Annotated in this window: 19 protein-coding genes; 13 read left to right on the forward strand and 6 right to left on the reverse strand. The window is 72.6% G+C overall.

Going from position 1 to position 20,802, the window contains the following annotated elements; translation table 11 throughout:
• Positions 1-71: 71 nt before the first annotated feature.
• Together ACZ5SK_RS16195 and ACZ5SK_RS16200 are read right to left on the reverse strand one after the other, a co-directional pair.
• A complete protein-coding gene (locus ACZ5SK_RS16195; RefSeq protein ID WP_334583329.1) occupies positions 72-779 on the reverse strand; it encodes a gamma-glutamyl-gamma-aminobutyrate hydrolase family protein in 708 nt (235 codons plus the stop codon).
• Between the two features lie 59 nt (positions 780-838).
• Complete coding sequence (locus ACZ5SK_RS16200) at positions 839-1,573, reverse strand: FadR/GntR family transcriptional regulator (RefSeq protein WP_334583328.1); 735 nt, start codon at positions 1,571-1,573, stop codon at positions 839-841.
• Between the two features lie 75 nt (positions 1,574-1,648).
• Between ACZ5SK_RS16200 and ACZ5SK_RS16205 the strand changes: the two genes are divergently transcribed.
• From ACZ5SK_RS16205 to ACZ5SK_RS16215, 3 genes are read left to right on the forward strand one after another with little or no spacing between them, the layout of a single operon-like run.
• Positions 1,649-3,019 (forward strand): glutamine synthetase family protein, encoded by a 1,371-nt coding sequence (locus ACZ5SK_RS16205; protein WP_361701697.1) that lies wholly within the window; start codon positions 1,649-1,651, stop codon positions 3,017-3,019.
• Positions 3,020-3,038: 19 nt separating this feature from the next.
• Positions 3,039-4,418, forward strand: a complete 1,380-nt coding sequence (locus tag ACZ5SK_RS16210) for an aldehyde dehydrogenase family protein (protein ID WP_361701695.1) — start codon at positions 3,039-3,041, stop codon at positions 4,416-4,418.
• Complete coding sequence (locus tag ACZ5SK_RS16215; RefSeq protein WP_457493926.1) at positions 4,415-5,206, forward strand: 3-oxoacyl-ACP reductase; 792 nt, start codon at positions 4,415-4,417, stop codon at positions 5,204-5,206. Before ACZ5SK_RS16210 ends, ACZ5SK_RS16215 begins: the two co-directional genes overlap by 4 nt.
• 72 nt (positions 5,207-5,278) lie before the next feature.
• Here ACZ5SK_RS16215 and ACZ5SK_RS16220 read toward each other — a convergent pair whose 3' ends face one another.
• A complete protein-coding gene (locus ACZ5SK_RS16220; protein WP_457493927.1) occupies positions 5,279-6,481 on the reverse strand; it encodes an amino acid deaminase/aldolase in 1,203 nt (400 codons plus the stop codon).
• 874 nt (positions 6,482-7,355) lie between these two features.
• Complete coding sequence (locus ACZ5SK_RS16225) at positions 7,356-7,643, reverse strand: hypothetical protein (RefSeq protein ID WP_468576163.1); 288 nt, start codon at positions 7,641-7,643, stop codon at positions 7,356-7,358.
• Between the two features lie 586 nt (positions 7,644-8,229).
• Between ACZ5SK_RS16225 and ACZ5SK_RS16230 the strand changes: the two genes are divergently transcribed.
• Both ACZ5SK_RS16230 and mycP read left to right on the forward strand, forming a co-directional pair.
• Positions 8,230-9,204: a hypothetical protein gene (locus ACZ5SK_RS16230; RefSeq protein ID WP_334583322.1), complete on the forward strand. Its 975-nt coding sequence runs from the start codon at positions 8,230-8,232 to the stop codon at positions 9,202-9,204.
• Complete coding sequence (mycP, locus tag ACZ5SK_RS16235; protein WP_457493930.1) at positions 9,201-10,406, forward strand: type VII secretion-associated serine protease mycosin; 1,206 nt, start codon at positions 9,201-9,203, stop codon at positions 10,404-10,406. Before ACZ5SK_RS16230 ends, mycP begins: the two co-directional genes overlap by 4 nt.
• 13 nt (positions 10,407-10,419) lie before the next feature.
• Here mycP and ACZ5SK_RS16240 read toward each other — a convergent pair whose 3' ends face one another.
• Positions 10,420-11,445, reverse strand: coding sequence for a serine hydrolase (locus ACZ5SK_RS16240; RefSeq protein ID WP_457493931.1), 1,026 nt, complete (start codon positions 11,443-11,445; stop codon positions 10,420-10,422).
• Between the two features lie 150 nt (positions 11,446-11,595).
• On the opposite strand from ACZ5SK_RS16240, the gene ACZ5SK_RS16245 reads away from it, so the two are divergent.
• The gene (locus tag ACZ5SK_RS16245; protein WP_468156925.1) at positions 11,596-12,327 is read left to right on the forward strand and encodes an SseB family protein; all 732 of its coding nucleotides are present in this window, start codon (positions 11,596-11,598) and stop codon (positions 12,325-12,327) included.
• Positions 12,328-12,395: 68 nt separating this feature from the next.
• Here the strand turns inward: ACZ5SK_RS16245 and ACZ5SK_RS16250 are convergent, their stop codons facing one another.
• The gene (locus ACZ5SK_RS16250) at positions 12,396-12,782 is read right to left on the reverse strand and encodes a DUF1844 domain-containing protein (protein WP_334583318.1); all 387 of its coding nucleotides are present in this window, start codon (positions 12,780-12,782) and stop codon (positions 12,396-12,398) included.
• Positions 12,783-13,179: 397 nt separating this feature from the next.
• On the opposite strand from ACZ5SK_RS16250, the gene infC reads away from it, so the two are divergent.
• The 7 genes from infC to pheT all read left to right on the forward strand — a co-directional run bounded on the left by infC (position 13,180) and on the right by pheT (position 20,672).
• Positions 13,180-13,845, forward strand: coding sequence for a translation initiation factor IF-3 (infC, locus tag ACZ5SK_RS16255; RefSeq protein WP_334583835.1), 666 nt, complete (start codon positions 13,180-13,182; stop codon positions 13,843-13,845).
• Between the two features lie 107 nt (positions 13,846-13,952).
• On the forward strand, positions 13,953-14,147 hold the full coding sequence (gene rpmI / locus ACZ5SK_RS16260) for a 50S ribosomal protein L35 (RefSeq protein ID WP_003977225.1): 195 nt from the start codon (positions 13,953-13,955) through the stop codon (positions 14,145-14,147).
• A 112-nt stretch (positions 14,148-14,259) separates the two neighbouring features.
• Positions 14,260-14,643: a 50S ribosomal protein L20 gene (rplT, locus tag ACZ5SK_RS16265; RefSeq protein ID WP_057580434.1), complete on the forward strand. Its 384-nt coding sequence runs from the start codon at positions 14,260-14,262 to the stop codon at positions 14,641-14,643.
• A gap of 186 nt (positions 14,644-14,829) precedes the next feature.
• Positions 14,830-15,690, forward strand: a complete 861-nt coding sequence (locus ACZ5SK_RS16270) for a TrmH family RNA methyltransferase (RefSeq protein WP_457493932.1) — start codon at positions 14,830-14,832, stop codon at positions 15,688-15,690.
• Between the two features lie 53 nt (positions 15,691-15,743).
• A complete protein-coding gene (locus tag ACZ5SK_RS16275) occupies positions 15,744-16,877 on the forward strand; it encodes a sensor histidine kinase (RefSeq protein ID WP_334583316.1) in 1,134 nt (377 codons plus the stop codon).
• A 151-nt stretch (positions 16,878-17,028) separates the two neighbouring features.
• Positions 17,029-18,150 carry a phenylalanine--tRNA ligase subunit alpha gene (pheS, locus tag ACZ5SK_RS16280; RefSeq protein ID WP_334583315.1) on the forward strand — a complete coding sequence of 374 codons (1,122 nt, stop codon included), beginning with the start codon at positions 17,029-17,031 and terminating at the stop codon, positions 18,148-18,150.
• The gene (gene pheT, locus ACZ5SK_RS16285) at positions 18,150-20,672 is read left to right on the forward strand and encodes a phenylalanine--tRNA ligase subunit beta (protein ID WP_457493933.1); all 2,523 of its coding nucleotides are present in this window, start codon (positions 18,150-18,152) and stop codon (positions 20,670-20,672) included. The genes pheS and pheT overlap by 1 nt, the downstream gene beginning before the upstream one ends.
• Positions 20,673-20,802 lie beyond the last annotated feature (130 nt).

Raw genomic sequence — 20,802 nt, forward strand, 5'->3', positions numbered from 1 at the left:
CCCTGCTGGCCGCCCGCAGACCCCCGCTGTCGCCCCAGACCCCCGCTGTCGGCCCCTGAAGGGCCTCGTCCTCAAGCGCCGGGCGGGCTGCAGGACCGCGCCGCGGTCACCAGGGCCCGCATGACCCGTACGTCCTCGGCCATCTCCGGGTGCCACTGCACGCCGAGCACCCAGCCGCCGGCCGACGGGAGTTCGACGGCCTCGACGGTGCCGTCCGACGCGTACGCCGACGGGATCAGGCCCGCGCCGAGGCGGTCCACCGCCTGGTGGTGATAGGTCGGCACCGATGTCTCCTCATCGATGATCCCGGCGTACAGCGTGCCCGGGACCGGCTTCACCGGGTGGTGTCCGAAGACGCCGACGACCTCGGCGTGCCCGTCGATGTGCTGCGTCATGGTGCCGCCGAGCGCGATGTTCAGCAGCTGCATGCCCCGGCAGACGCCCAGCAGCGGAACGCCGGCCGCCAGCGCCGCCTCGATCAGCGCCAGCTCCCACGCGTCGCGCTCCCGCGCCGGAGGCCCGGTGCGGGGGTCGGCCTCGGCGCCGTAGCGGACCGGCTCGACGTCGGGGCCGCCCGAGATCACCAGCCCGTCGAGGCGGGCCACGGTCGCCGCCGCCCGCTCGGGCGCGTCCGGCGGGAGCATCGCGGCCAGCCCGCCGGCCCGCTGCACGAGCCGCGGGTACCCGACGGGCAGCAGCGCGGCCTCAAGCTCCCACACGTGCCAGCGCGTCCCGGCCTCCAGATACGTGCTGATCCCGATCAGCGGACTGCCCGTCATGGTCCCTCCCCGGCGCTGCAATGGACTTCGTGCATACCTTTACCTGTTTTCTGTCCTCTTCATGCCAGGAAGCCCCTGAGCAGGGCCGCCGTCCCCGCGCAGTGTTCCCGCATCATCTCCCGCGCGCCGTCCGCGTCGCCGTCCAGCACCGCCTCCACCAGCGCGGTGTGCTGCCGCTGCGAGTGCTCCAGGTTGCGCACGAGCAGCGGGATGCAGTCGAGCAGGTCGTTCACCGTGGCCCGCACCGCCGCGTACCGCGCGGTCAACGACGGTGAGCCGCACAGCTCGGCCAGGGTGAGATGGAGCAGGGTGTCCAGGCGGCGGTAGTCGGCCAGCGGCGCGTCCGCCGTCCGGGCCAGGGCGTCGCGCAGGCGCTCCGCCTGCTCGTCCGTCAGCCCGTGCGCCGCGCACAGGCCCGCCGCGCCCACCTCCAGCACCTCGCGGAAACGCAGGACGTCCTCGATGTCGACCTCCGCGACCCGCCGCCGCAGCTCGTCCTCGCCGCCGGCGTCCGCGCGCGGCAGCACGAACGTTCCGCCGTACCGACCCCGGCGGGACTCGACCAGCCCCTGATCCTGGAGGACCTTCAGCACCTCGCGCAGCGTCACCCGGCTGATCCCCAGCCGCTCCGCCAGATCCCGCTCGGCCGGCAGCCGGTCGCCCCCCGGCACCAGGCCCAGCCGCACGACCTGCAGGATCTGCTCCAGCGCCTCCTCGAAACCGTTCCCGGCCCGCACCGGCCGCAGGATCGGCGTCAGCCGGTCGTCCGGTCCGCCGTCAGCGTTCACCGACATCTGGCCGTGCCCCCTTCCCAAGCAATGGTTCTCCGCAATACCTTATGGTCCCCGGAAGCCTGAGGAGGCCCTCCAGTGGCAGACCGCACACCCCCGCTCAGTGTCGAGGAGCTGCATGCTCTCGTCGCGAGCGGTGAGATCGACACTGTCGTCCTGGCCTTCCCCGACATGCAAGGGCGGCTCCAGGGCAAACGGTTCGCCGCCGGCTTCTTCCTCGACGAGGTCCTCCGGCACGGCACCGAGGGCTGCAACTACCTCCTCGCCGTCGACACGGAGATGAACACCGTCGACGGGTACGCCATGTCCTCCTGGGAGCGCGGCTACGGCGACTTCGCCATGCACCCCGACCTGTCCACCCTGCGCCGCGTGCCCTGGAACGCCGGCACGGCCATGCTGATCGCCGACCTCGCCTGGAACGACGGCTCGCCCGTGGTCGCCGCCCCGCGCCAGATCCTGCGCCGCCAGCTGGAGCGCCTCGCCGAGCACGGATTCACCGCCCAGGTCGGCACCGAACTGGAGTTCATCGTCTTCAAGGACAGCTACGAGGCCGCCTGGGACGCGAACTACCGCGGACTCACCCCCGTCAACCAGTACAACGTCGACTACTCCGTCCTCGGGACCGGACGGGTCGAACCGCTGCTGCGCCGCATCCGCAACGAGATGGCCGGCGCCGGCCTCACCGTCGAGTCCGCCAAGGGCGAGTGCAACCCCGGCCAGCACGAGATCGCCTTCCGCTTCGACGAGGCCCTGGTCACCTGTGACCAGCACGCCATCTACAAGACCGGCGCCAAGGAGATCGCCGCCCAGGAAGGCGTCTCGCTGACCTTCATGGCGAAGTACAACGAGCGCGAGGGCAACTCCTGTCACATCCACCTGTCGCTGACGGACGCGGACGGCCGTAACGTCATGGCCGGCACGGCCGACGACCCGGGCGGCATGTCCAACGTCATGCGGTACTTCCTCGCCGGACAGCTCGCCGCCCTGCGCGACTTCTCCCTCCTCTACGCCCCCAACATCAACTCCTACAAGCGGTTCCAGCCCGGCTCCTTCGCCCCGACGGCCGTCGCCTGGGGACACGACAACCGCACCTGCGCGCTGCGGATCGTCGGCCACGGCCGCTCGATGCGCTTCGAGAACCGGCTGCCCGGCGGCGACGTCAACCCGCACCTCGCGGTCGCCGGCCTGGTGGCGGCGGGACTGTACGGCATCGAGCAGAAACTCCAGCTGCCCGAGGCCTGCCCCGGCAACGCCTACGCCGCCGACTACGCGCACGTCCCCACCACGCTCCGCGAGGCCGCCGAGCTCTGGGCGAACAGCCCCGTAGCGCTGGCCGCCTTCGGCGAGGAGGTCGTCGCGCACTACAGCAACATGGCCCGCGTCGAGCTGGAAGCCTTCGACGCCGCGGTCACCGACTGGGAGCTGCGCCGCTCCTTCGAACGCCTCTGAAAGGTCACAGGTCCCTGTCGTGTCCGACCAGCACCCGCACGAGCTGATCGTCCTCAACCCCGCCACCGAGGAGGTTCTCGCCACCGTTCCCGCCGCCGACGCGGCCGACGTGGACCGCGCGGTCGCCCGCGCGAGCGCCGCCCAGACCGGGTGGGCGGCCGCCGCCCCGGCCGACCGCGCCCGTCTGCTGCGCCGCTTCGCCGACGTCGTCGACGCTCATCTGGACGAGCTGGCCCAGCTGGAGGTCCGCGGGGCCGGCCACCTCCTCGGCAACGCCCGCTGGGAGGCCGGCAACGCCCGCGACCTGCTGCTCTACTCGGCAGGCGGCGTCGAACGGCTCCTCGGCAGGCAGATCCCCGCCCCCGGCGGCTGGGACGTCACCTTCCACGAACCCCTCGGCGTGGTCGGCGTGATCGCCCCCTGGAACTTCCCCATGCCCATCGCGGCGTGGGGCTCCTTTCCGGCCCTCGCCGCCGGCAACGCGGTCGTCCTCAAGCCCGCCGAGACCACCCCCCTCACCGCTCTGCGGCTGGCCGAACTCGCCCTGGAGGCAGGCCTGCCGGAGGGGTTGTTCCACGTCCTTCCCGGCTACGGCGCGGTCGCGGGCCGCGCCCTCGTCGACCACCCGGGCGTCGCGAAGATCGTGTTCACCGGCTCCACCCGCACCGGCCGCGAGGTCATGGAGCGCTGCGCCCGGCACGTCAAGCCGGTCACCCTGGAACTCGGCGGCAAGAGCCCCAACGTCGTCTTCGCGGACGCCGACCTGAAGCGGGCCGTCGACCCGTTCTCCTTCCTCGACAACTCCGGCCAGGACTGCTGCGCCCGCACCCGCATCCTCGTCCAGGAGTCGGTCTACGACGAGGTGGCCGACCATCTCGCGCGGGAACTGTCGGCCGTGGTCGTCGGCGACCCCGCCGACGAGGCGACCCAGATGGGCCCGCTGATCTCCCGTCAACAGGTGGACCGCGTACGGTCGTTCGTGCCGGACGACGCCCAGGCGCTGCGCGGCACCGCCCCCGAAGGCCCCGGCTTCTGGTTCCCGCCGACGGTCCTCACCGGGGCCGCGCCCGACTCCGACGCGGCCCGCGAGGAGATCTTCGGACCCGTGGCCGTCCTGCTCCCCTTCACCGACGAGGCGGACGCGATCCGGCTCGCCAACGACACCCCCTACGGCCTCTCCGGCTCCATCTGGACCCGGGACGTCGGCCGCGCCCTGCGCGTCTCGCAGGCCGTGCGGGCCGGGAACCTGTCCGTCAACTCACACTCCAGCGTCCGCTACTGGACGCCCTTCGGCGGCTTCAAGCAGTCCGGCGTCGGCCGTGAGCTGGGCCCGGACGCCCTGACCGCCTTCACCGAAACCAAGAACGTCTTCATCAGCACGGAGGGCCCCGCACAGTGACCGCTCAGAACCCTGACATCGTCTGCCGCCGTCTCGTCGGCCGGACGGCCGTCATCACCGGAGCCGGCAGCGGCATCGGCCTCGCCACCGCGCGCCGGCTCGCCTCCGAGGGCGCACACGTCGTCTGCGGCGACGTCGACGAGGCCCGCGGCAAGGCGGTCGCCGAGGAGATCGGCGGGACCTTCGTGAAGGTCGACGTCACCGACCCCGAGCAGGTCGAGGCGCTGTTCAAGACCGCCTACGACACCTACGGCAGCGTCGACGTCGCCTTCAACAACGCGGGCATCTCACCGCCCGACGACGACTCCATCCTGGAGACCGGCCTCGACGCCTGGAAGCGCGTCCAGGAGGTCAACCTGACCTCCGTCTACCTGTGCTGCAAGGCCGCCATCCCCTACATGCGGCGCCAGGGCAAGGGGTCCATCATCAACACCGCGTCGTTCGTGGCGAGGATGGGCGCGGCCACCTCCCAGATCTCGTACACGGCCTCCAAGGGCGGTGTGCTCGCCATGTCCCGTGAGCTGGGCGTGCAGTTCGCGCGGGAGGGCATCCGCGTGAACGCGCTCTGCCCCGGCCCGGTGAACACGCCGCTCCTTCAGCAACTGTTCGCCACGGACCCGGAGCGGGCCGCCCGCCGCCTGGTCCACATCCCGGTGGGCCGGTTCGCCGAAGCCGAGGAGATCGCCGCCGCCGTCGCCTTCCTGGCCAGCGACGACTCCTCCTTCGTCAACGCCTCCGACTTCCTGGTGGACGGCGGGATCTCCGGCGCGTACGTCACCCCGCTGTAGCCGCTCCAGGACCCGGAGGAACGGGACTCGGAGGAACGGGACTCAGCAGAACAGGGCTCAGCAGAACAGGACTCAGAGGAACGTGTGCCCCTCGCCCCGGTAGGTGGGCACGGTCGCCGTGACCGTGTCCCCCTCCACCAGGTGCAGCACATCGAACCGCTCGCACAGCTCACCGGCCTTCGCATGCCGGAACCACACCTTGTCGCCGATCAGCAGATCGTCGGCGGGAGAGCCGATGAGCGGCGTCTGCACCTCGCCGGGGCCCTCCTGGGGGTCGTACCGCAGCCCCTCCGGGAGGTACGGCACGGGCAGCCGGTCGGGCCCGGCGGCGCCGGAGGCGGGGTAGCCGCCGCCGAGGACGGTCACGATCCCGACGCCCGGCCTGCGCACGACGGGCTGGGCGAACAGGGCGGCCGGACGCCCGCTGAACGACGTGTAGTTGTCGAACAGACGCGGCACGTACAGCCCCGACCCGGCCGCGATCTCCGTGACCGCGTCCTCGGCGGCGGTGTGCTGCACACTGCCGGTGCCACCGCCGTTGACGTACTCCAGATCCGGTACGACGGCCCGCACCGCGCGCACCACGGCGGCGCGCCGCTCGGCGAGTTCACGGCGGGCGGTGGCCTGCATCAGCCGGATCGCCCGGGACCTGAAGGGCCGCCCGGCGACCGCGTCGCCGACCCCGGCGATGTGACCCTCGTAGGCCATGATCCCCACCAGCTTGAAACCGGGGCGCCGGGCCACCGCCCGCGCCACCTCGGCGACCTGGGCGGGGGAGTGGAGGGGGGAGCGCAGGGCGCCGACCCGCAACCGTCCGCCGAGCATCTTCAGCGAGGTGTCCAACTCCAGGCAGATCCGGACGACTTCGCTGCCGCCGGCGCGCGCGGAGTCGATGAGGTCGAGCTGGGCGACGTCGTCGACCATGACGGTGACGGCGGCGGCGAGCTTGGGGTCGGCGGCGAGCTCCGCGAAGGCGGTGCGGTCGGCCGACGGGTACGCCAGGAGGATGTCCTCGAATCCCGACCGGGCCAGCCACAGCGACTCGGCGAGGGTGAACGACATGATGCCGGCGAAGCCGTCCTTCGCCAGGACGCGCTCCAGCAGCGTCCGGCAGCGCACGGACTTGCTGGCCACCCGGATCGGCTTCCCGCCGGCCCGGCGGACGAGATCCTCCGCGTTGGCGTCGAAGGCCTCCAGGTCGACGATCGCGAGAGGGGCGTCGAGATGCTCGGTGGCCCGGTCGTATCGGGCCCGGTCGGCGGCGCGCGCAGTCATGAACGAAGCCTGCCAGACTGGATTACCGCAGGGTAGGGGGACGTTCCGGGCAGATGCCCCGGGGGGCGTGGACTGGTTCCCGTTTGGCCAGCAACAAGCCGTAGAGTGACGCGCACGTACGGCGGAACGGCGCCGGTCGGGCACCCCCGTCGGGATGCCGGTCCGCCCGTGCGGGTATGCGAGCCCTGGAGGGACCACCGTGTCCGCGCCGGGCCGCCGGGCAAGCGCACGTCGGCCCGCGTACGAGAACGACGGCCCGGGCACGAGGAAACGGGGGGTGCATGAGCACGGAAGCACGCCGCGCCTCGGTCCCCCCGCGCCCGGACGTTCCGCCCCACCCCACCGTCCCCCCACGCCCGACGACGCCGCCCCACCCCTCCCAGCCCCCCACGACGGGCCAGGACGACCAGCGGGAGCAGGAGCGGGAGCCCGCGCGCGGGGCCGGCACGGCCCCCGCCGAGCAGCAGGACACGCGTCCGGCGAAAGCGCCGGCCGCCGGGGACACGGACCCGGCCCGGGACGGCTCGCCCTTCTCCTCCGCCGCGCCCCCCATTCCCCGCACCGCCCCCCGCTTCACCGACCTGCGGGCCCAGCACACGGACGCCATGACCCCGCCCCCGCCGCCCGCGTCGGCCCGCTTCCCCGACACCCCGCCGCAGCCGGCCCGAAGCGCCGACACGGGGACGCCCGCGCCGCCAGAAGAGCGCCCCCCAGCCCCCCGCCCCGCCCCACCCCACGACTTCCGCCGCGCCCCCCGCCCCCCCAGACCAACCCCCCGCCCCACTCCCACCCAGCCCCCAACTTCCCGCCCGACGACCGCGGCGGGCCAGGGCCCCACGGCTCCGGGTTCTTCGCGCCCGGCGTCCGGGGCAGGTCAGGGCTCCACGGCTCCAGGTTCTTCGCGTCCGGCGTCCGGGGCGGGCCAGGGCCCCACGGCTCCGGGTTCTTCGCGTACGACGACCGCGGCGGGCCAGGGCCCCGCCGCCCCGGCCTCCGCACGCCCGGCGTCCGGGGCGGGCCAGGGCCCCGCCGCCCCGGCCTCCTCGCGTCCGGCCACCGCGGCCGGGGCGGCTGCCCCGACGGGTTCCGGGTTCTTCGACGCGCCTCCCTCCCGCACCGCCGCTTCGGCCCCGGCCGCTTCCCGCCCCACCCCGAACGGCACCCTCAAGCACACCACTTGGGAAACCCCGAGCCCCGATAGGGACGCCCGACGCGCCGACGCGTCCACGTCGGCCCTCGCCGACCGGGACGCCTCACCTCCCGTCGGTCCTGTCGGTCCCGACGTGCCGGGTCCTGGGGGCGGGAGTGAGGGTGCGTACGGCCTCGCCGGTCGCGAGGGTTCGCGCCCTGCCAGCCCGGGTGCCTCGCGTCCGGGGGGTGCGAGTGACGGCGTCTCCCGTGCGGGGACGTCTGCGCCTCGCCCCGGCGACCGGGACGATTCGGGGCGGCCTGTCGGGAGCGACGGGGCCGGTCACGTCGGCTTGGGCCGGGCCGGTGACGGGTCGGCGCGCGCCGGCGGTACCGGGTCCCCCGCCCGCCCGCAGAGCGCCCCTGCCGCCGCTCCGGACCGTGCCTGGTCGCCCCTGCCGCGCGGTTGGGTGCCCGCGCCCGAGCGGACTCGGCAGCAGACGGAGGCGGCCGGCGACCGTGGCGACTTCCGGGCGGCCCCGGGGCTGGACGACCCGCCGGCCTGGAGTCCTGGTGCTTCCGTGCGGCAGCCCGACTTCCTCATGCCGACCATGCCGGCCATGCCGACCACGTCAACCGTGCCGACCCCCCCGGCCACGCCGACGGAGTCACCCGTGCCGGAGGCTCCGCCACGGCCCGACGTCGCCCCGGACGTGCCGAGCGGCCCCGATCCGGCCCTCTCCTGGAGTGCCCCCATGACCCCGGGCGCCACCCCCGGCGCCACGCGCCCCGTGGTGACGTTCGCGCGGCCCGAGGGGTACGGGGACACGCCCCGGATCCTCGGCCGGCGGGGACGCACCGCGGCGGCCGCCGCCTGTGTCGTCCTCGGACTGGGACTCATCGGCGGTGCCGTCACCGGCAGTTGGCTCGTCGGGGACTCGGACGACGGCGCCGACCGCAGCACCTACGTCACCGCCGGCGGCCTGTGGCACAACGTGCCCGTCGACCAGCTGTTCCCGCCCACGGTCGACGGACAGGGAGCCGGCCCGGGCGGCGCCGACCGCACCTGGACGCGGATCGCGGTCGCCCCGGACAGCACCTGCGCCGACGCCTTCGACCCGCTGTTGCAGCAGGTCCTCGCCCCCGTCGGCTGCGCCCGCCTCCTGCGCGCCACCTACACCGACGCCACCCAGAGCTACGTGACCACCGTCGGCCTGCTGTTCACCAAGGCCGACGCCGTCGCCATGCGCTCGCTCGGCAGCCGCTTCGCGAAGGAAGGCCTGACACGGCGGACGGACCTGATGCCCCGCCCGTACGCAGCGAAGGGCACCGTCGCCGCCGCGTTCGGCGACAAGCAGCGCGCCGCGTGGACGGTCTCCGTCCTGACCGACGCACCCGTCGTCGTCTACGCCGTCTCCGGCTGGGCCGACGGCCGTACCGTCGACACCCCACAGCCTGCCCCGGAGGCGACCGCGACCGGCGCCACCACGGCCCCCGCCCAGGCCGGCCTCGGCAACGAGGCCCAAGGCCTCGCCGACCGCATCGAGCGCGGCCTGCGCAAGACCGCCGTCACGCCCACGGAGCAGCCCTCATGAGCCGTCGCACGACCACCCGCCGGGCCGGGATCCTGTGCTGTCTCCTCGCCGCCGCGGTTGCCCTCGTGCCGTCCGCCACCGCCTACGCCGACAACATCCGCGGCCAGCAGTGGGCCCTGGACGCCCTGCACACCCAGCAGGCCTGGCGGACCACCAAGGGCAAGGGCATCACCGTCGCCGTCCTGGACACCGGCGTCGAGGCCGACCACCCCGACCTCGCAGGGAACGTACTCGCCGGCAAGGACATGGTCGGCTTCGGCGCGGTCGAGGGCCAGCCTGCCTGGGCCGTCCACGGCACCGCGATGGCCGGCATCATCGCCGGTCACGGACATGGCGCCGGAAACGCCGACGGCGTCCTCGGGATCGCCCCGGAGGCGAAGATCCTCCCCGTCCGCGTGATCCTGGAGGACGACGACCCGCAGCGCACCAAGGCCCGCAACACCCGTGGCAACGCCCTCGCCGAAGGCATCCGCTGGGCGGCCGACCAGGGCGCCGACGTCATCAACCTCTCCCTCGGCGACGACTCCGCCTCCGCCCACCCCGAGCCCGCCGAGGACGAGGCCGTCCAGTACGCGCTGAAGAAGGGCTCGGTCGTCGTCGCCTCGGCCGGCAACGGCGGCGACAAGGGCGACCACATCTCCTACCCGGCCGCATACCCGGGCGTCATCGCCGCGACCGCCGTCGACCGCTACGGCGTCCGCGCCTCGTTCTCCACCCGCCGCTGGTACGCCACGGTCAGCGCGCCCGGCGTCGACGTCGTCATCGCCGAGCCGGACCACAGGTACTACCAGGGCTGGGGGACGTCCGCGGCCTCCGCCTTCGTCTCGGGGGCCGTGGCGCTCGTCAAGGCCGCCCACCCCGGTCTGACGCCCGCGCAGATCAAGAAGCTCCTGGAGGACACCGCCCGCAACGCCCCCTCCGGCGGCCGCGACGACTCCCGCGGCTACGGTTTCACCGACCCGGCCGCCGCGATCGAGGCCGCCGCCGCCCTCAAGCCGGAGGGCCCGCAGTCCGCGGCCTCCGGCGAGCGGTACTTCGGCCCCGGCCCGGACCAGGAGAAGACGGACGACGACACGTCGAGCTGGGCGGGCCTGCTCGCGGGCGGCGCCGGGGGAGTGCTGCTGGTGACGGCGGTCTTCCTGTGGCGCGGCCGCCGCGAACGCGACCCGCACGACGCCCGCGAGACGTACGAGGCCTTCTAGCGCCGGCGCACCGCTATTCGGCGGCGGACGACGTGGCGGACGTGGACGCCGACGTGGTGACGGGCGCCGAGCCGTCGTCGTCCGTGAACGCCGACACCGCCGCCTCGGCCACCGCCTCGACCAGCGCGATCCCCGCGCTCTGCGTCGCGTTGCCGTTCGACAGCACGGCCACCAGGTAGTCGTGGCCGTCGACGGTGACCCGCCCGATGCTGTTGACGTCCCACAGCCCGGTCGTGCTGCGCGGCAGCCAGCCGTTCTTCAGCGCCCACGAGGACCCGTCGGCCGCGGCCGAGACACCCCAGCGCTGGTCGACGGCTATCTGCCCCATCAGCCCCTTCAGGTACGTCCGCGAGGCCTCGCTCAGCATCGAGTCGTCCCCGAACACCTGCTGGAGCAGGGCGAGTTGATCGGCGGCCGTGGTCTGGGTCAGCCCCCACAGCATGTCGTCGCCACCCTCGGTTTCCGTCAGCCCGAACCGCTCGTTCGCGGCGTCCAGACCCGCCGCCTTCCCGATGGTCCGCCACAGCGCCGACGCCGAGTCGTTGTCACTGTTCTCGATCATCGCGGTGGCGTACGACTTCTCGGCCGCCGTGAGACCACGGTCCGCGTCCTGGGCCTGGAGCAGCAGTGTCGCCAGGATGTCCACCTTGACGATGCTCGCCGTGTCGAAGACGCCCTCGCCGTACGCGGCGCCGGCCCCGGAGGCCAGGTCCAGTACCGCCACCGACACGGCCGCCGCACCCGGCACGGTCACCGACCTCATCGCCGACGCCAGCAGCCCGTCGTGGTCCGTCCCGGACGCTGCCACGGTCTCCACGGACACCTCCCCGTCCTGTGACCCGGACGCCGGGGCCGAGGCCGACGGCGCGGGAGAGGACGACGATACGGCCCCCGCGCCCGAACGGGCCTGTGCCTTCACATAAACGGTGCCGCTCGCCGTCGCCCCCAGGACGGCGACCGTGGCGAGTGCGAGGTGGAGGAGCGGACGGCGCCGCGAGGGGCGAGCGCGGCGGCTGCGACGTGCTCTGGAAGACTCCATGCCCGAGATGCTCGGGGCGGCGACTGTGCACGGCGTTAGACGGCCGTTAAAGGTGTGTCAGCGGAGCCTGAGAATCCCGTGAAAGCCGTCACCAGCGCGTTTCGGGCCCCGCACAAGCCCAGCAGCATCCCCCCGATAAGGTCGACGACCGTGGCGAACAAGAACATTCCCGACTCCGGCTTCTCCGACGACGACGGCAGTGCCGACCCCCGGCTGAGCGAGGCGCTCGCCGCCTGGGCCGCGGACCGCACCGCCGTCGGGCCGGTCCTGGCGGCCCTCAAGGGCGCCCGGCTCCTCGTCCCCGTGGTGGCGGTGCTGGGTGAGGTGGAGGAGGACGAGAACGGACTGCGGCGTGAGAAGACCAGCGACATGGCCGTCCCGACCCTGAAGGCCGGCGGCCGCACCGCGCTGCCCGCCTTCACCTCCACCGACACTCTCGCCCGCTGGGACCCCGAGGCCCGCCCGGTCGCCGTCCCCCTGCATCAGGCGCTGCAGGCCGCCGCGCACGAGAAGGCGGACACGGTCGTCCTCGACCTGGCCGGCCCGGTCGCCTTCGAACTGACGGGGCCGGCGCTGCTGGCGCTCGCCGAGGGCCGTACGACGACCGACCCGCTCGCCGATCCGGCGGTGATCGCGGCGGTACGGGCCGCCGTGGCCGCCGAACCGGAGGTCCTCCGCGCCCACCTCGGGCCCGGGCAGGCCGACGGCACCCTCGCCCTCGTCCTCGACCCGGCCGCCGCCCCCGCCGAGGCCGCCCGCGCGGTGGCCCGGCGTCTCGCCGCCGACGAAACACTGAGGGCCCGCCTGGTGCGCGGTCTCGACCTGGCGTTGCTGCCGGCCGGGACGACGCCTCCGGGCGAGCCCCTGTACGTAAAGAACTGAAAAGCCGAAAAGTCTGTGGCTGACGGGAGCCGAGGGAGCGGAGGGAGCTGGAGGGCTCGAGAGCGGGGTCAGCCGTAGATCGGGCCCGTGTACTTCTCTCCGGGACCCTGTCCCGGCGCGTCCGGGACGAGCGACGCCTCGCGGAACGCGAGCTGGAGCGACTTCAGGCCGTCGCGCAGGGGCGCCGCGTGGAAGGAGCTGATCTCGGTCGCGCTCGCGTCCAGCAGCCCGGCCAGGGCGGTCACCAGCTTGCGGGCCTCGTCCAGGTCCTTGTACTTGTCGCCCTCCTCGGTCAGTCCGAGCTTCACCGCGGCGGCGCTCATCAGGTTCACGGCGACCGTCACGATCACCTCGACGGCGGGGACCTCGGCGATGTCGCGGGTCATCTCGTCGAAGTCGGGGGAGCCGGCTGAGCCGGGGGTCTCGGCGGAGCCGGCGGGGGAGGTCTCACTCATGCAGGACACGATAGGCGCAGGGCAGGGTGGGTCCCTCAACCGAGGCTCGATTCGCCGTTCCTGGCGCGGGCTGCTAATCTCGTGTAACGACCGGTCGGACACGCGTGCGTCCCAGCAGGCGGGCCCGGCCCACAAGTGGAGACTCCGAGCTCCCACCCGACTGTCCTCCAGGACGGCGGGTCACCCCGGTCAGGCGGCCACCATCGTTCCGTACGGACGATGGAGTCGCCCGGTAGTGCGCCCCGCGATCCTTGCGGCGGTGCTCCGGTAGTGCTTGGAGCCCCGCATGTGATCGTTCGGGGCATTTTTTGTGCTTCGGCGTGGTTATAGGCCTAACGAACACAGACGTTACGCGGCCGTCCGCCAGACCGCCGCGTGGTGCTACCGAGGAGGATCCATCAGCGCCGAGCCCCGCATCAACGACCGGATTCGCGTTCCCGAGGTGCGACTTGTCGGTCCCAGTGGCGAGCAGGTGGGCATCGTCCCCCTGGCCAAGGCACTGGAGCTTGCGCAGGAGTACGACCTGGACCTGGTCGAGGTCGCGGCGAACGCCCGCCCGCCGGTCTGCAAGCTCATGGACTACGGGAAGTTCAAGTACGAGTCGGCCATGAAGGCCCGTGAGGCGCGCAAGAACCAGGCGCACACGGTCATCAAGGAGATGAAGCTCCGGCCGAAGATCGACCCGCACGACTATGACACCAAGAAGGGTCATGTCGTCCGGTTCCTCAAGCAGGGCGACAAGGTCAAGATCACGATCATGTTCCGCGGTCGTGAGCAGTCCCGGCCCGAGCTGGGCTACCGACTGCTGCAGCGTCTCGCGGAGGACGTCCAGGACCTCGGGTTCATCGAGTCGAACCCGAAGCAGGACGGCCGAAACATGATCATGGTCCTCGGTCCGCACAAGAAGAAGACCGAGGCCATGGCCGAGGCCCGTCAGGCGCAGGAGGCCCGCAAGGCCGAGGCGAAGGCCAACCCGGGCCGTTCGCAGAACGCCGCGGACTCCGACGCCGTGAATGCCGAGGCCGACGCCGAGGCCCCTGCCGAGGCTTCCGCCGACGCGTGATCCGAGGGACGTCAGTCCCACGGACCCAACCGATACAAGCGACGTTCCACCGTGCCCGGTTTCACGACCGGGCACCGGAACGCCACCGACGAGGAGAGAACGGCGCTATGCCGAAGAACAAGTCGCACAGCGGTGCCAGCAAGCGCTTCAAGATCACCGGCTCCGGCAAGGTGCTCCGCGAGCGCGCCGGCAAGCGCCACCTGCTCGAGCACAAGTCGTCCCGCGTGACGCGTCGCCTCACCGGCAACGCCGAGATGGCCCCGGGCGACGCCGCGAAGATCAAGAAGCTTCTCGGCAAGTGACGCGGCGGCGCCTGATCCCTTGATCATCGCGCGCCGTACGTCTGGACCGGGACCCCATCGATTCCGGGCCGTGTGACCATGAACCACGGCCCCGCTACAAGGAGTTAAACAAGTGGCACGCGTCAAGCGGGCAGTCAACGCCCACAAGAAGCGCCGGGCGATCCTCGAGGCGGCCTCCGGCTACCGCGGTCAGCGTTCGCGCCTGTACCGCAAGGCCAAGGAGCAGGTCACCCACTCGCTGGTCTACAACTACAACGACCGCAAGAAGCGCAAGGGCGACTTCCGTCAGCTGTGGATCCAGCGCATCAACGCTGCGGCCCGTCAGAACGGCATGACGTACAACCGCCTCATCCAGGGTCTGAAGGCCGCGAACATCGAGGTCGACCGCAAGATCCTGGCCGAGCTGGCCGTGAACGACGCCACCGCGTTCGCCGCGCTGGTCGAGGTCGCGCAGAAGGCCCTCCCGGCGGACGTGAACGCGCCCAAGGCCGCGTGACGCTGCGCTGGCTTTAGGCCGACGTGAAAGGACCCGCAGGTTCCGCCTGCGGGTCCTTTGCTGCGGACGCCATGGCCGCCGGTCGGCCGCGGGCCCGCTGTGGCCGGTCGCGCAGTTCCCCGCGCCCCTGGGAAGTCCACTCAGGTCGGCCCCAGGTCGACCCCGTCGCCGAAGGTGAACCAGTACATGTCCTCCGCCAGCCCCGAGCTGATCTCGCCCCGCTCTCCCCGGGTGTCCGCCGCGCGGCGGCTCGCCCGGCGGAACTTCCGGGGGAAGGAGCGGCTGTTTCTCGCGGAGGGGCCGCAGGCCGTGCGGGAGGCGGCCGCGCACCGGGCCGACGGCGACGCGACGCTCGTGGAACTGTTCGCCACCGTCGAGGCCGCGGAGCGGTACGCGGACATCATCGGGGAGGCGCGAGGCGCCGGCGCCCGGGTGCACCTCGCCGACGAGCAGGTCATCGAGGACATCTCCACCACCGTCACCCCGCAGGGTCTCGTCGGGATCTGCCGGTTCCTGGACACGCCCTTCGAGGAGATCCTCGCCGCCCGGCCGAAGCTGGTCGCCGTGCTCGCCCATGTGCGCGACCCCGGGAACGCCGGCACCGTCCTGCGCTGCGCCGACGCCGCCGGGGCGGACGCCGTGGTCCTCACCGACGCCTCCGTCGATCTCTACAACCCCAAGGCCGTCCGCGCCTCCGTCGGGTCGCTGTTCCATCTGCCCGTCGCCGTCGGGGTGCCCGTCGAGCGGGCAGTGGCCGGGCTGAAGGAGGCCGGGGTGCGGATCCTCGCCGCCGACGGCGCGGGGGACGACGACCTCGACGACGAGCTCGACAAGGGCACCATGGGCGGGCCCACCGCCTGGGTGTTCGGCAACGAGGCCTGGGGGCTCCCCGAGGAGACCCGCGACCTCGCCGACGCCGTCGTACGGGTTCCGATCCACGGGAAGGCCGAAAGCCTGAACCTGGCGACCGCCGCCGCCGTATGTCTCTATGCATCGGCCCGTGCACAGCGCGCCTCCGGAGGGTGCCGCTCCGTCACCGAGAGCTAGTAGGGTGACCAGCTCGGGGGCCCCTCAGTCGTCTGAGAGGTGGGGTACGGGGAATGAGCGTCGGCATGAGCAGTACACGGGATGCACAGGCCGTGCCGCCCACGCCACGGCCGGCCGGTGACCTCGCCGGACTCGGCATCGACCCCGACGACCTGCCCGACGGACTCGTCGTCGCCGACGAGCACGGGCACGTGATCTGCTTCAACGCCGCCGCCCAGCGCATCACCGCGGTCCCCGCCGCGGACGCCCTCGGACAGCGCCTCGACAAGGCCCTGCCGTTAGAGGACCTCGAAGGCCGCCGCTGGTGGCAGCTGACCGACCCCTACGGCGGCCTCGCCATCCGCGTCGGCCAGCCCGAGCGCAACCTGCTGCTGCCGGGCGGGCGCGAGGTGCTCGTCACCGCCCGGTACCTGCGGACCGAACCCACCGGCCCCGTCCGCCGGGTCGTCGTCTCGATCCGCGACACCGAGGCCCGCCGCCGCACCGAGCGCAGCCACGCCGAGCTGATCGCCATCGTCGCCCACGAACTGCGCTCGCCCCTCACCTCCGTCAAGGGCTTCACCGCCACCCTGCTCGCCAAGTGGTCGCGGTTCACCGACGACCAGAAACGGCTGATGCTGGAGACCGTCGACGCCGACGCCGACCGGGTCACCCGGCTCATCGCCGAACTGCTCGACATCTCGCGCATCGACTCCGGACGACTGGAGGTGCGCCGCCAGCCCGTCGACATAGGCGCGGCCGTAGGACGGCACATCCAGGCCTACGTCGCCGCCGGACAGCCCGCCGACCGGTTCCTGCTGCGTCTCGTGCAGCCGCTGCCCGACCTGTGGGCCGACCCCGACAAGGTCGACCAGGTGCTGAGCAACCTCATCGAAAATGCGGTGCGCCACGGCGAGGGAACCGTCACGATCGACATCACGCCCACCGCGTCCCCCCGGGAAGGGGAGGACACCGGTACGTCGGTCACCGTGAGCGACGAGGGCGCAGGCATCCCGGAGGAGTCCATGAACCGCGTCTTCACCCGCTTCTGGCGGGGCAGCAAGCGCGGCGGCACGGGCCTCGGGCTGTACATCGTCAAGGGCATCGTCGAAGCACACGGCGGCACCATCACGGTCGGCCGCGCCCCCGGCGGCGGCGCCGAGTTCCGATTTACGTTGCCCGTGAGCGCCCCCGCGTATCTCACCTGAGAACCGGCCCGGCCGCCCGCGGGCGCATGCGCGTACCTCCACCCCGTTAGACTCGGCCTTTGGCACCTTTGTGTCCCATGGACGGCCCTCTGACCTCAGCGTGAGTCGGTGACGGGGACCTTCAGCCAGCCAATCGGAAGCACGGGAAGAGATGTCGGCACCGAATAAGTCGTACGACCCTGTAGAGGTCGAGGCCTTGAAACCGGAAGAGATCGAGCGCATGCGGGACGAGGCGCTCGCCGCCTTCGCCGCCGCGGACTCCCTCGAAGCGCTCCAGGAGGCGAAGGTCGCCCACACCGGCGGTTCCTCCCCGCTGGCCCTCGCCAACCGCGAGATCGGCGCCCTGCCCCCGCACGCCAAGGCCGCCGCCGGCAAGCTCGTCGGCCAGGCCCGCGGCGCCGTGAACAAGGGTCTCGCCGCGCGCCAGGAGGAGCTGGAGGCCGAGCGGGACCAGCGGGTGCTGGTCGAGGAGGCGGTGGACGTCACGCTGCCCCACGACCGGGTGCCCGCCGGCGCCCGCCACCCGCTCACCACGCTGTCGGAGCGCATCGAGGACGTCTTCGTGGCCATGGGCTACGAGGTCGCCGAGGGCCCCCAGGTCGAGGCCGAGTGGTTCAACTTCGACGCCCTGAACATCGGCCCGGACCACCCGGCCCGCGGCGAGGCCGACACGTTCTTCGTGCAGGGGCCCGAAGGCGGCACCGAGTCCGGCGTCGTGCTGCGCACCCACACCTCGCCCGTCCAGATCCGCTCGCTGATGCAGCGCGAGCTGCCGGTGTACGTGATCTGCCCCGGCCGCGTCTACCGCACGGACGAGCTGGACGCCACGCACACCCCGGTCTTCCACCAGGTCGAGCTGCTCGCCGTCGACGAGGGCCTGACCATGGCCGACCTCAAGGGCACCCTGGACCACATGGTCCAGTCGCTGTTCGGCGAGGGCATGAAGACGCGGCTGCGGCCGAACTTCTTCCCCTTCACCGAGCCGTCCGCCGAGATGGACATGGTGTGCTACGTCTGCCGCGGCGAGTCCGTCGGCAACCCCGACCGCCCCTGCCGCACCTGCTCCAGCGAGGGCTGGATCGAGCTGGGCGGCTGCGGCATGGTCAACCCCAAGGTGCTGGCCGCCTGCGGCGTCGACCCGGAGAAGTACAGCGGGTTCGCCTTCGGGTTCGGCATCGAGCGGATGCTGATGTTCCGCCACAACGTCGAAGACATGCGAGACATGGTCGAGGGTGACATCCGGTTCACTCGGCCGTTCGGGATGGAGATCTGATGCGGGTCCCGCTTTCCTGGCTGCGGGAGTACGTCGACCTGCCGGCCACCGAGACCGGCCGTGACGTGCAGGCCAAGCTCGTTTCCGCAGGCCTCGAGGTCGAGACCGTCGAGCAGCTCGGCGCCGACCTCAAGGGCCCGCTCGTCGTGGGTCAGGTGCTCACCATCGAGGAGCTGGAGGGCTTCAAGAAGCCCATCCGCTTCTGCACGGTGAACGTCGGCACGGCCAACGGCACCGGTGAGCCGCAGGAGATCGTCTGCGGCGCCCGCAACTTCGCCGTCGGCGACAAGGTCGTCGTCGTCCTCCCGGGCGCCGTCCTCCCCGGCAACTTCGCCATCGCCGCGCGCAAGACGTACGGCAGGACGTCCCACGGCATGATCTGCTCCGGCGACGAGCTGGGCATGGGCGACGACGGCAGCCACGGCATCGTCGTGCTGCCGCCGGAGACCGAGGTCGGCAAGGACGCCATCGAGCTCCTGGAGCTCGTCGACGAGGTCCTGGACATCGCCGTCACCGCCAACCGCGGCGACTGCCTGTCCATCCGCGGCGTCGCCCGCGAGACCGCCATCGCCTACGGCCTGCCGCTGCGCGACCCCGCCCTGCTCGACGTACCGGCGCCGAACGCCTTCGGCTACCCGGTGCAGGTCTCCGAGCCGATGGGCTGCGACCGCTTCACCGCCCGCACCGTCACCGGTCTGAGCCCCGAGGCGCGCTCCCCGATCTGGCTGCAGCGCCGGCTGCAGAAGGTCGGCATGCGCCCGATCTCGCTCGCCGTCGACATCACCAACTACGTGATGATGGAGCTCGGCCAGCCGCTGCACGCCTACGACCGTTCGCTGGTCCAGGGCGCCATCGGCGTCCGCCGGGCCGGTGAGGGCGAGCAGATCGTCACCCTCGACGGAGTGACCCGCACACTGCACGCCGAGGACCTCGTCATCACCGACGACCGCGGTCCCATCGGCCTCGCCGGTGTCATGGGCGGCGCCAACACCGAGATCGCCGATCACGATGCCCCCGAGAACGGCGGGAACGTCACGACCGACGTCGTCATCGAGGCCGCCCACTTCAACGCGGTGTCGATCGCGCGCACGGCCCGTCGCCACAAGCTGTCCTCCGAGGCGTCGCGCCGCTTCGAGCGCGGCGTCGACCCGGCCGCCGCCGCGGCCGCCGCCCAGCGCACGGTCGACCTGCTGGTGCTCCTCGCCGGCGGTACGGCCGACGCGGGCGTCACGGAGATCATCGCCCCGTCCGCCCCGCACACGATCAGCGTCCCGGCGGACCACCCGGACAAGGTCGCGGGCGTCGTCTACGGCCGGGAGACCGTCGTGCGCCGCCTCCAGGAGATCGGCTGCGACGTCTACGGGCAGGACGAGCTCATCGTCACCGTCCCGTCCTGGCGGCCCGACCTCGTCGAGGCCAACGACCTCGCCGAGGAGGTCATCCGGCTGGAGGGCTACGAGAACCTGCCCTCCACGCTGCCCAAGCTCCCCTCGGGCCGCGGCCTCACCCACCGCCAGCGGCTGCACCGCCGCGTCGGCCGCGCCCTCGCCGGGGCCGGCTATGTCGAGGCGCCGAACTACCCGTTCATCGGCGAGCAGGTCTTCGACCAGCTCGGACTGGACGCCGACGACCCGGCCCGCCGCGTCGTCAAGCTCACCAACCCGCTGAGCGACGAGGAGCCCGCGCTGCGCACGTCGCTGCTGCCGGGCCTGCTCGGCGCCCTGCGGCGCAACGACGGGCGGGGCAGTCACGACCTGGCCCTGTTCGAGACCGGTCTGGTCTTCCTCCCGCGCGAGGAGCAGCGCGTCGCCGGTCATCTGCCCGTCGACCGCCGCCCCACCGACGAGGAGCTGGCCTCGCTCGACGCCGTGCTGCCCGAGCAGCCGCGCCATGTCGCCGCCGTCCTCGCCGGCGCCCGCGAGCAGGCCGGCTGGTGGGGCAAGGGCCGCCCGTCGGACTGGGCCGACGCGATCGAGTCGGCGCGGGCCGTCGCCCGAGAGGCCGGCGCCGAGCTGGTCGTCCGCAGCGGTCAGTACGGGCCGTGGCACCCCGGTCGCTGCGCCGAGCTCGTCGTGGTCGTCGACGGCGCGGAGCGGGTCGTCGGCCACGCCGGTGAGCTGCATCCGCGGGTGCTGAAGGCGCTGGGGCTGCCCGCGCGGACCTGCGCGATGGAGCTGAACCTCGACGTCCTGGAGCAGGTCGGCGACGACACGCCCCAGGCGCCGAGCATCTCCACGTTCCCGGTGGCCACGCAGGACGTCGCCCTCGTCGTGGACAGGTTCGTGCCGCACGCCGAGGTCGAGGCCGCGCTGCGGGAGGGCGCGGGTGAACTGCTGGAGGGGATCCGGCTGTTCGACGTCTACGAGAACGCGGATCAGCTCGGTGAGGGGCGCAAGTCGCTGGCGTACGCGCTGCGTTTCCGTGCGGGCGATCGGACCCTGACCGTCGACGAGGCCTCGGCCGCCCGGGATGCCGCTGTCGCTCTTGCCGGCGAGCGCACGGGAGCGGTACTGCGAGGCTGACGCCGGTCGCACAGCCCCCGCACCCCCAGGGTGCGGGGGCTGTGTCGACCCCGGGTCCGTGGTGGCCTCGACCACCCGCACCGGAATTGCGCCGGACCCGCGGAGCGCGTCGCCGGGCCGTCGTTCTTGA

It is taken from the genome of Streptomyces sp. NPDC031474, assembly GCF_055581185.1.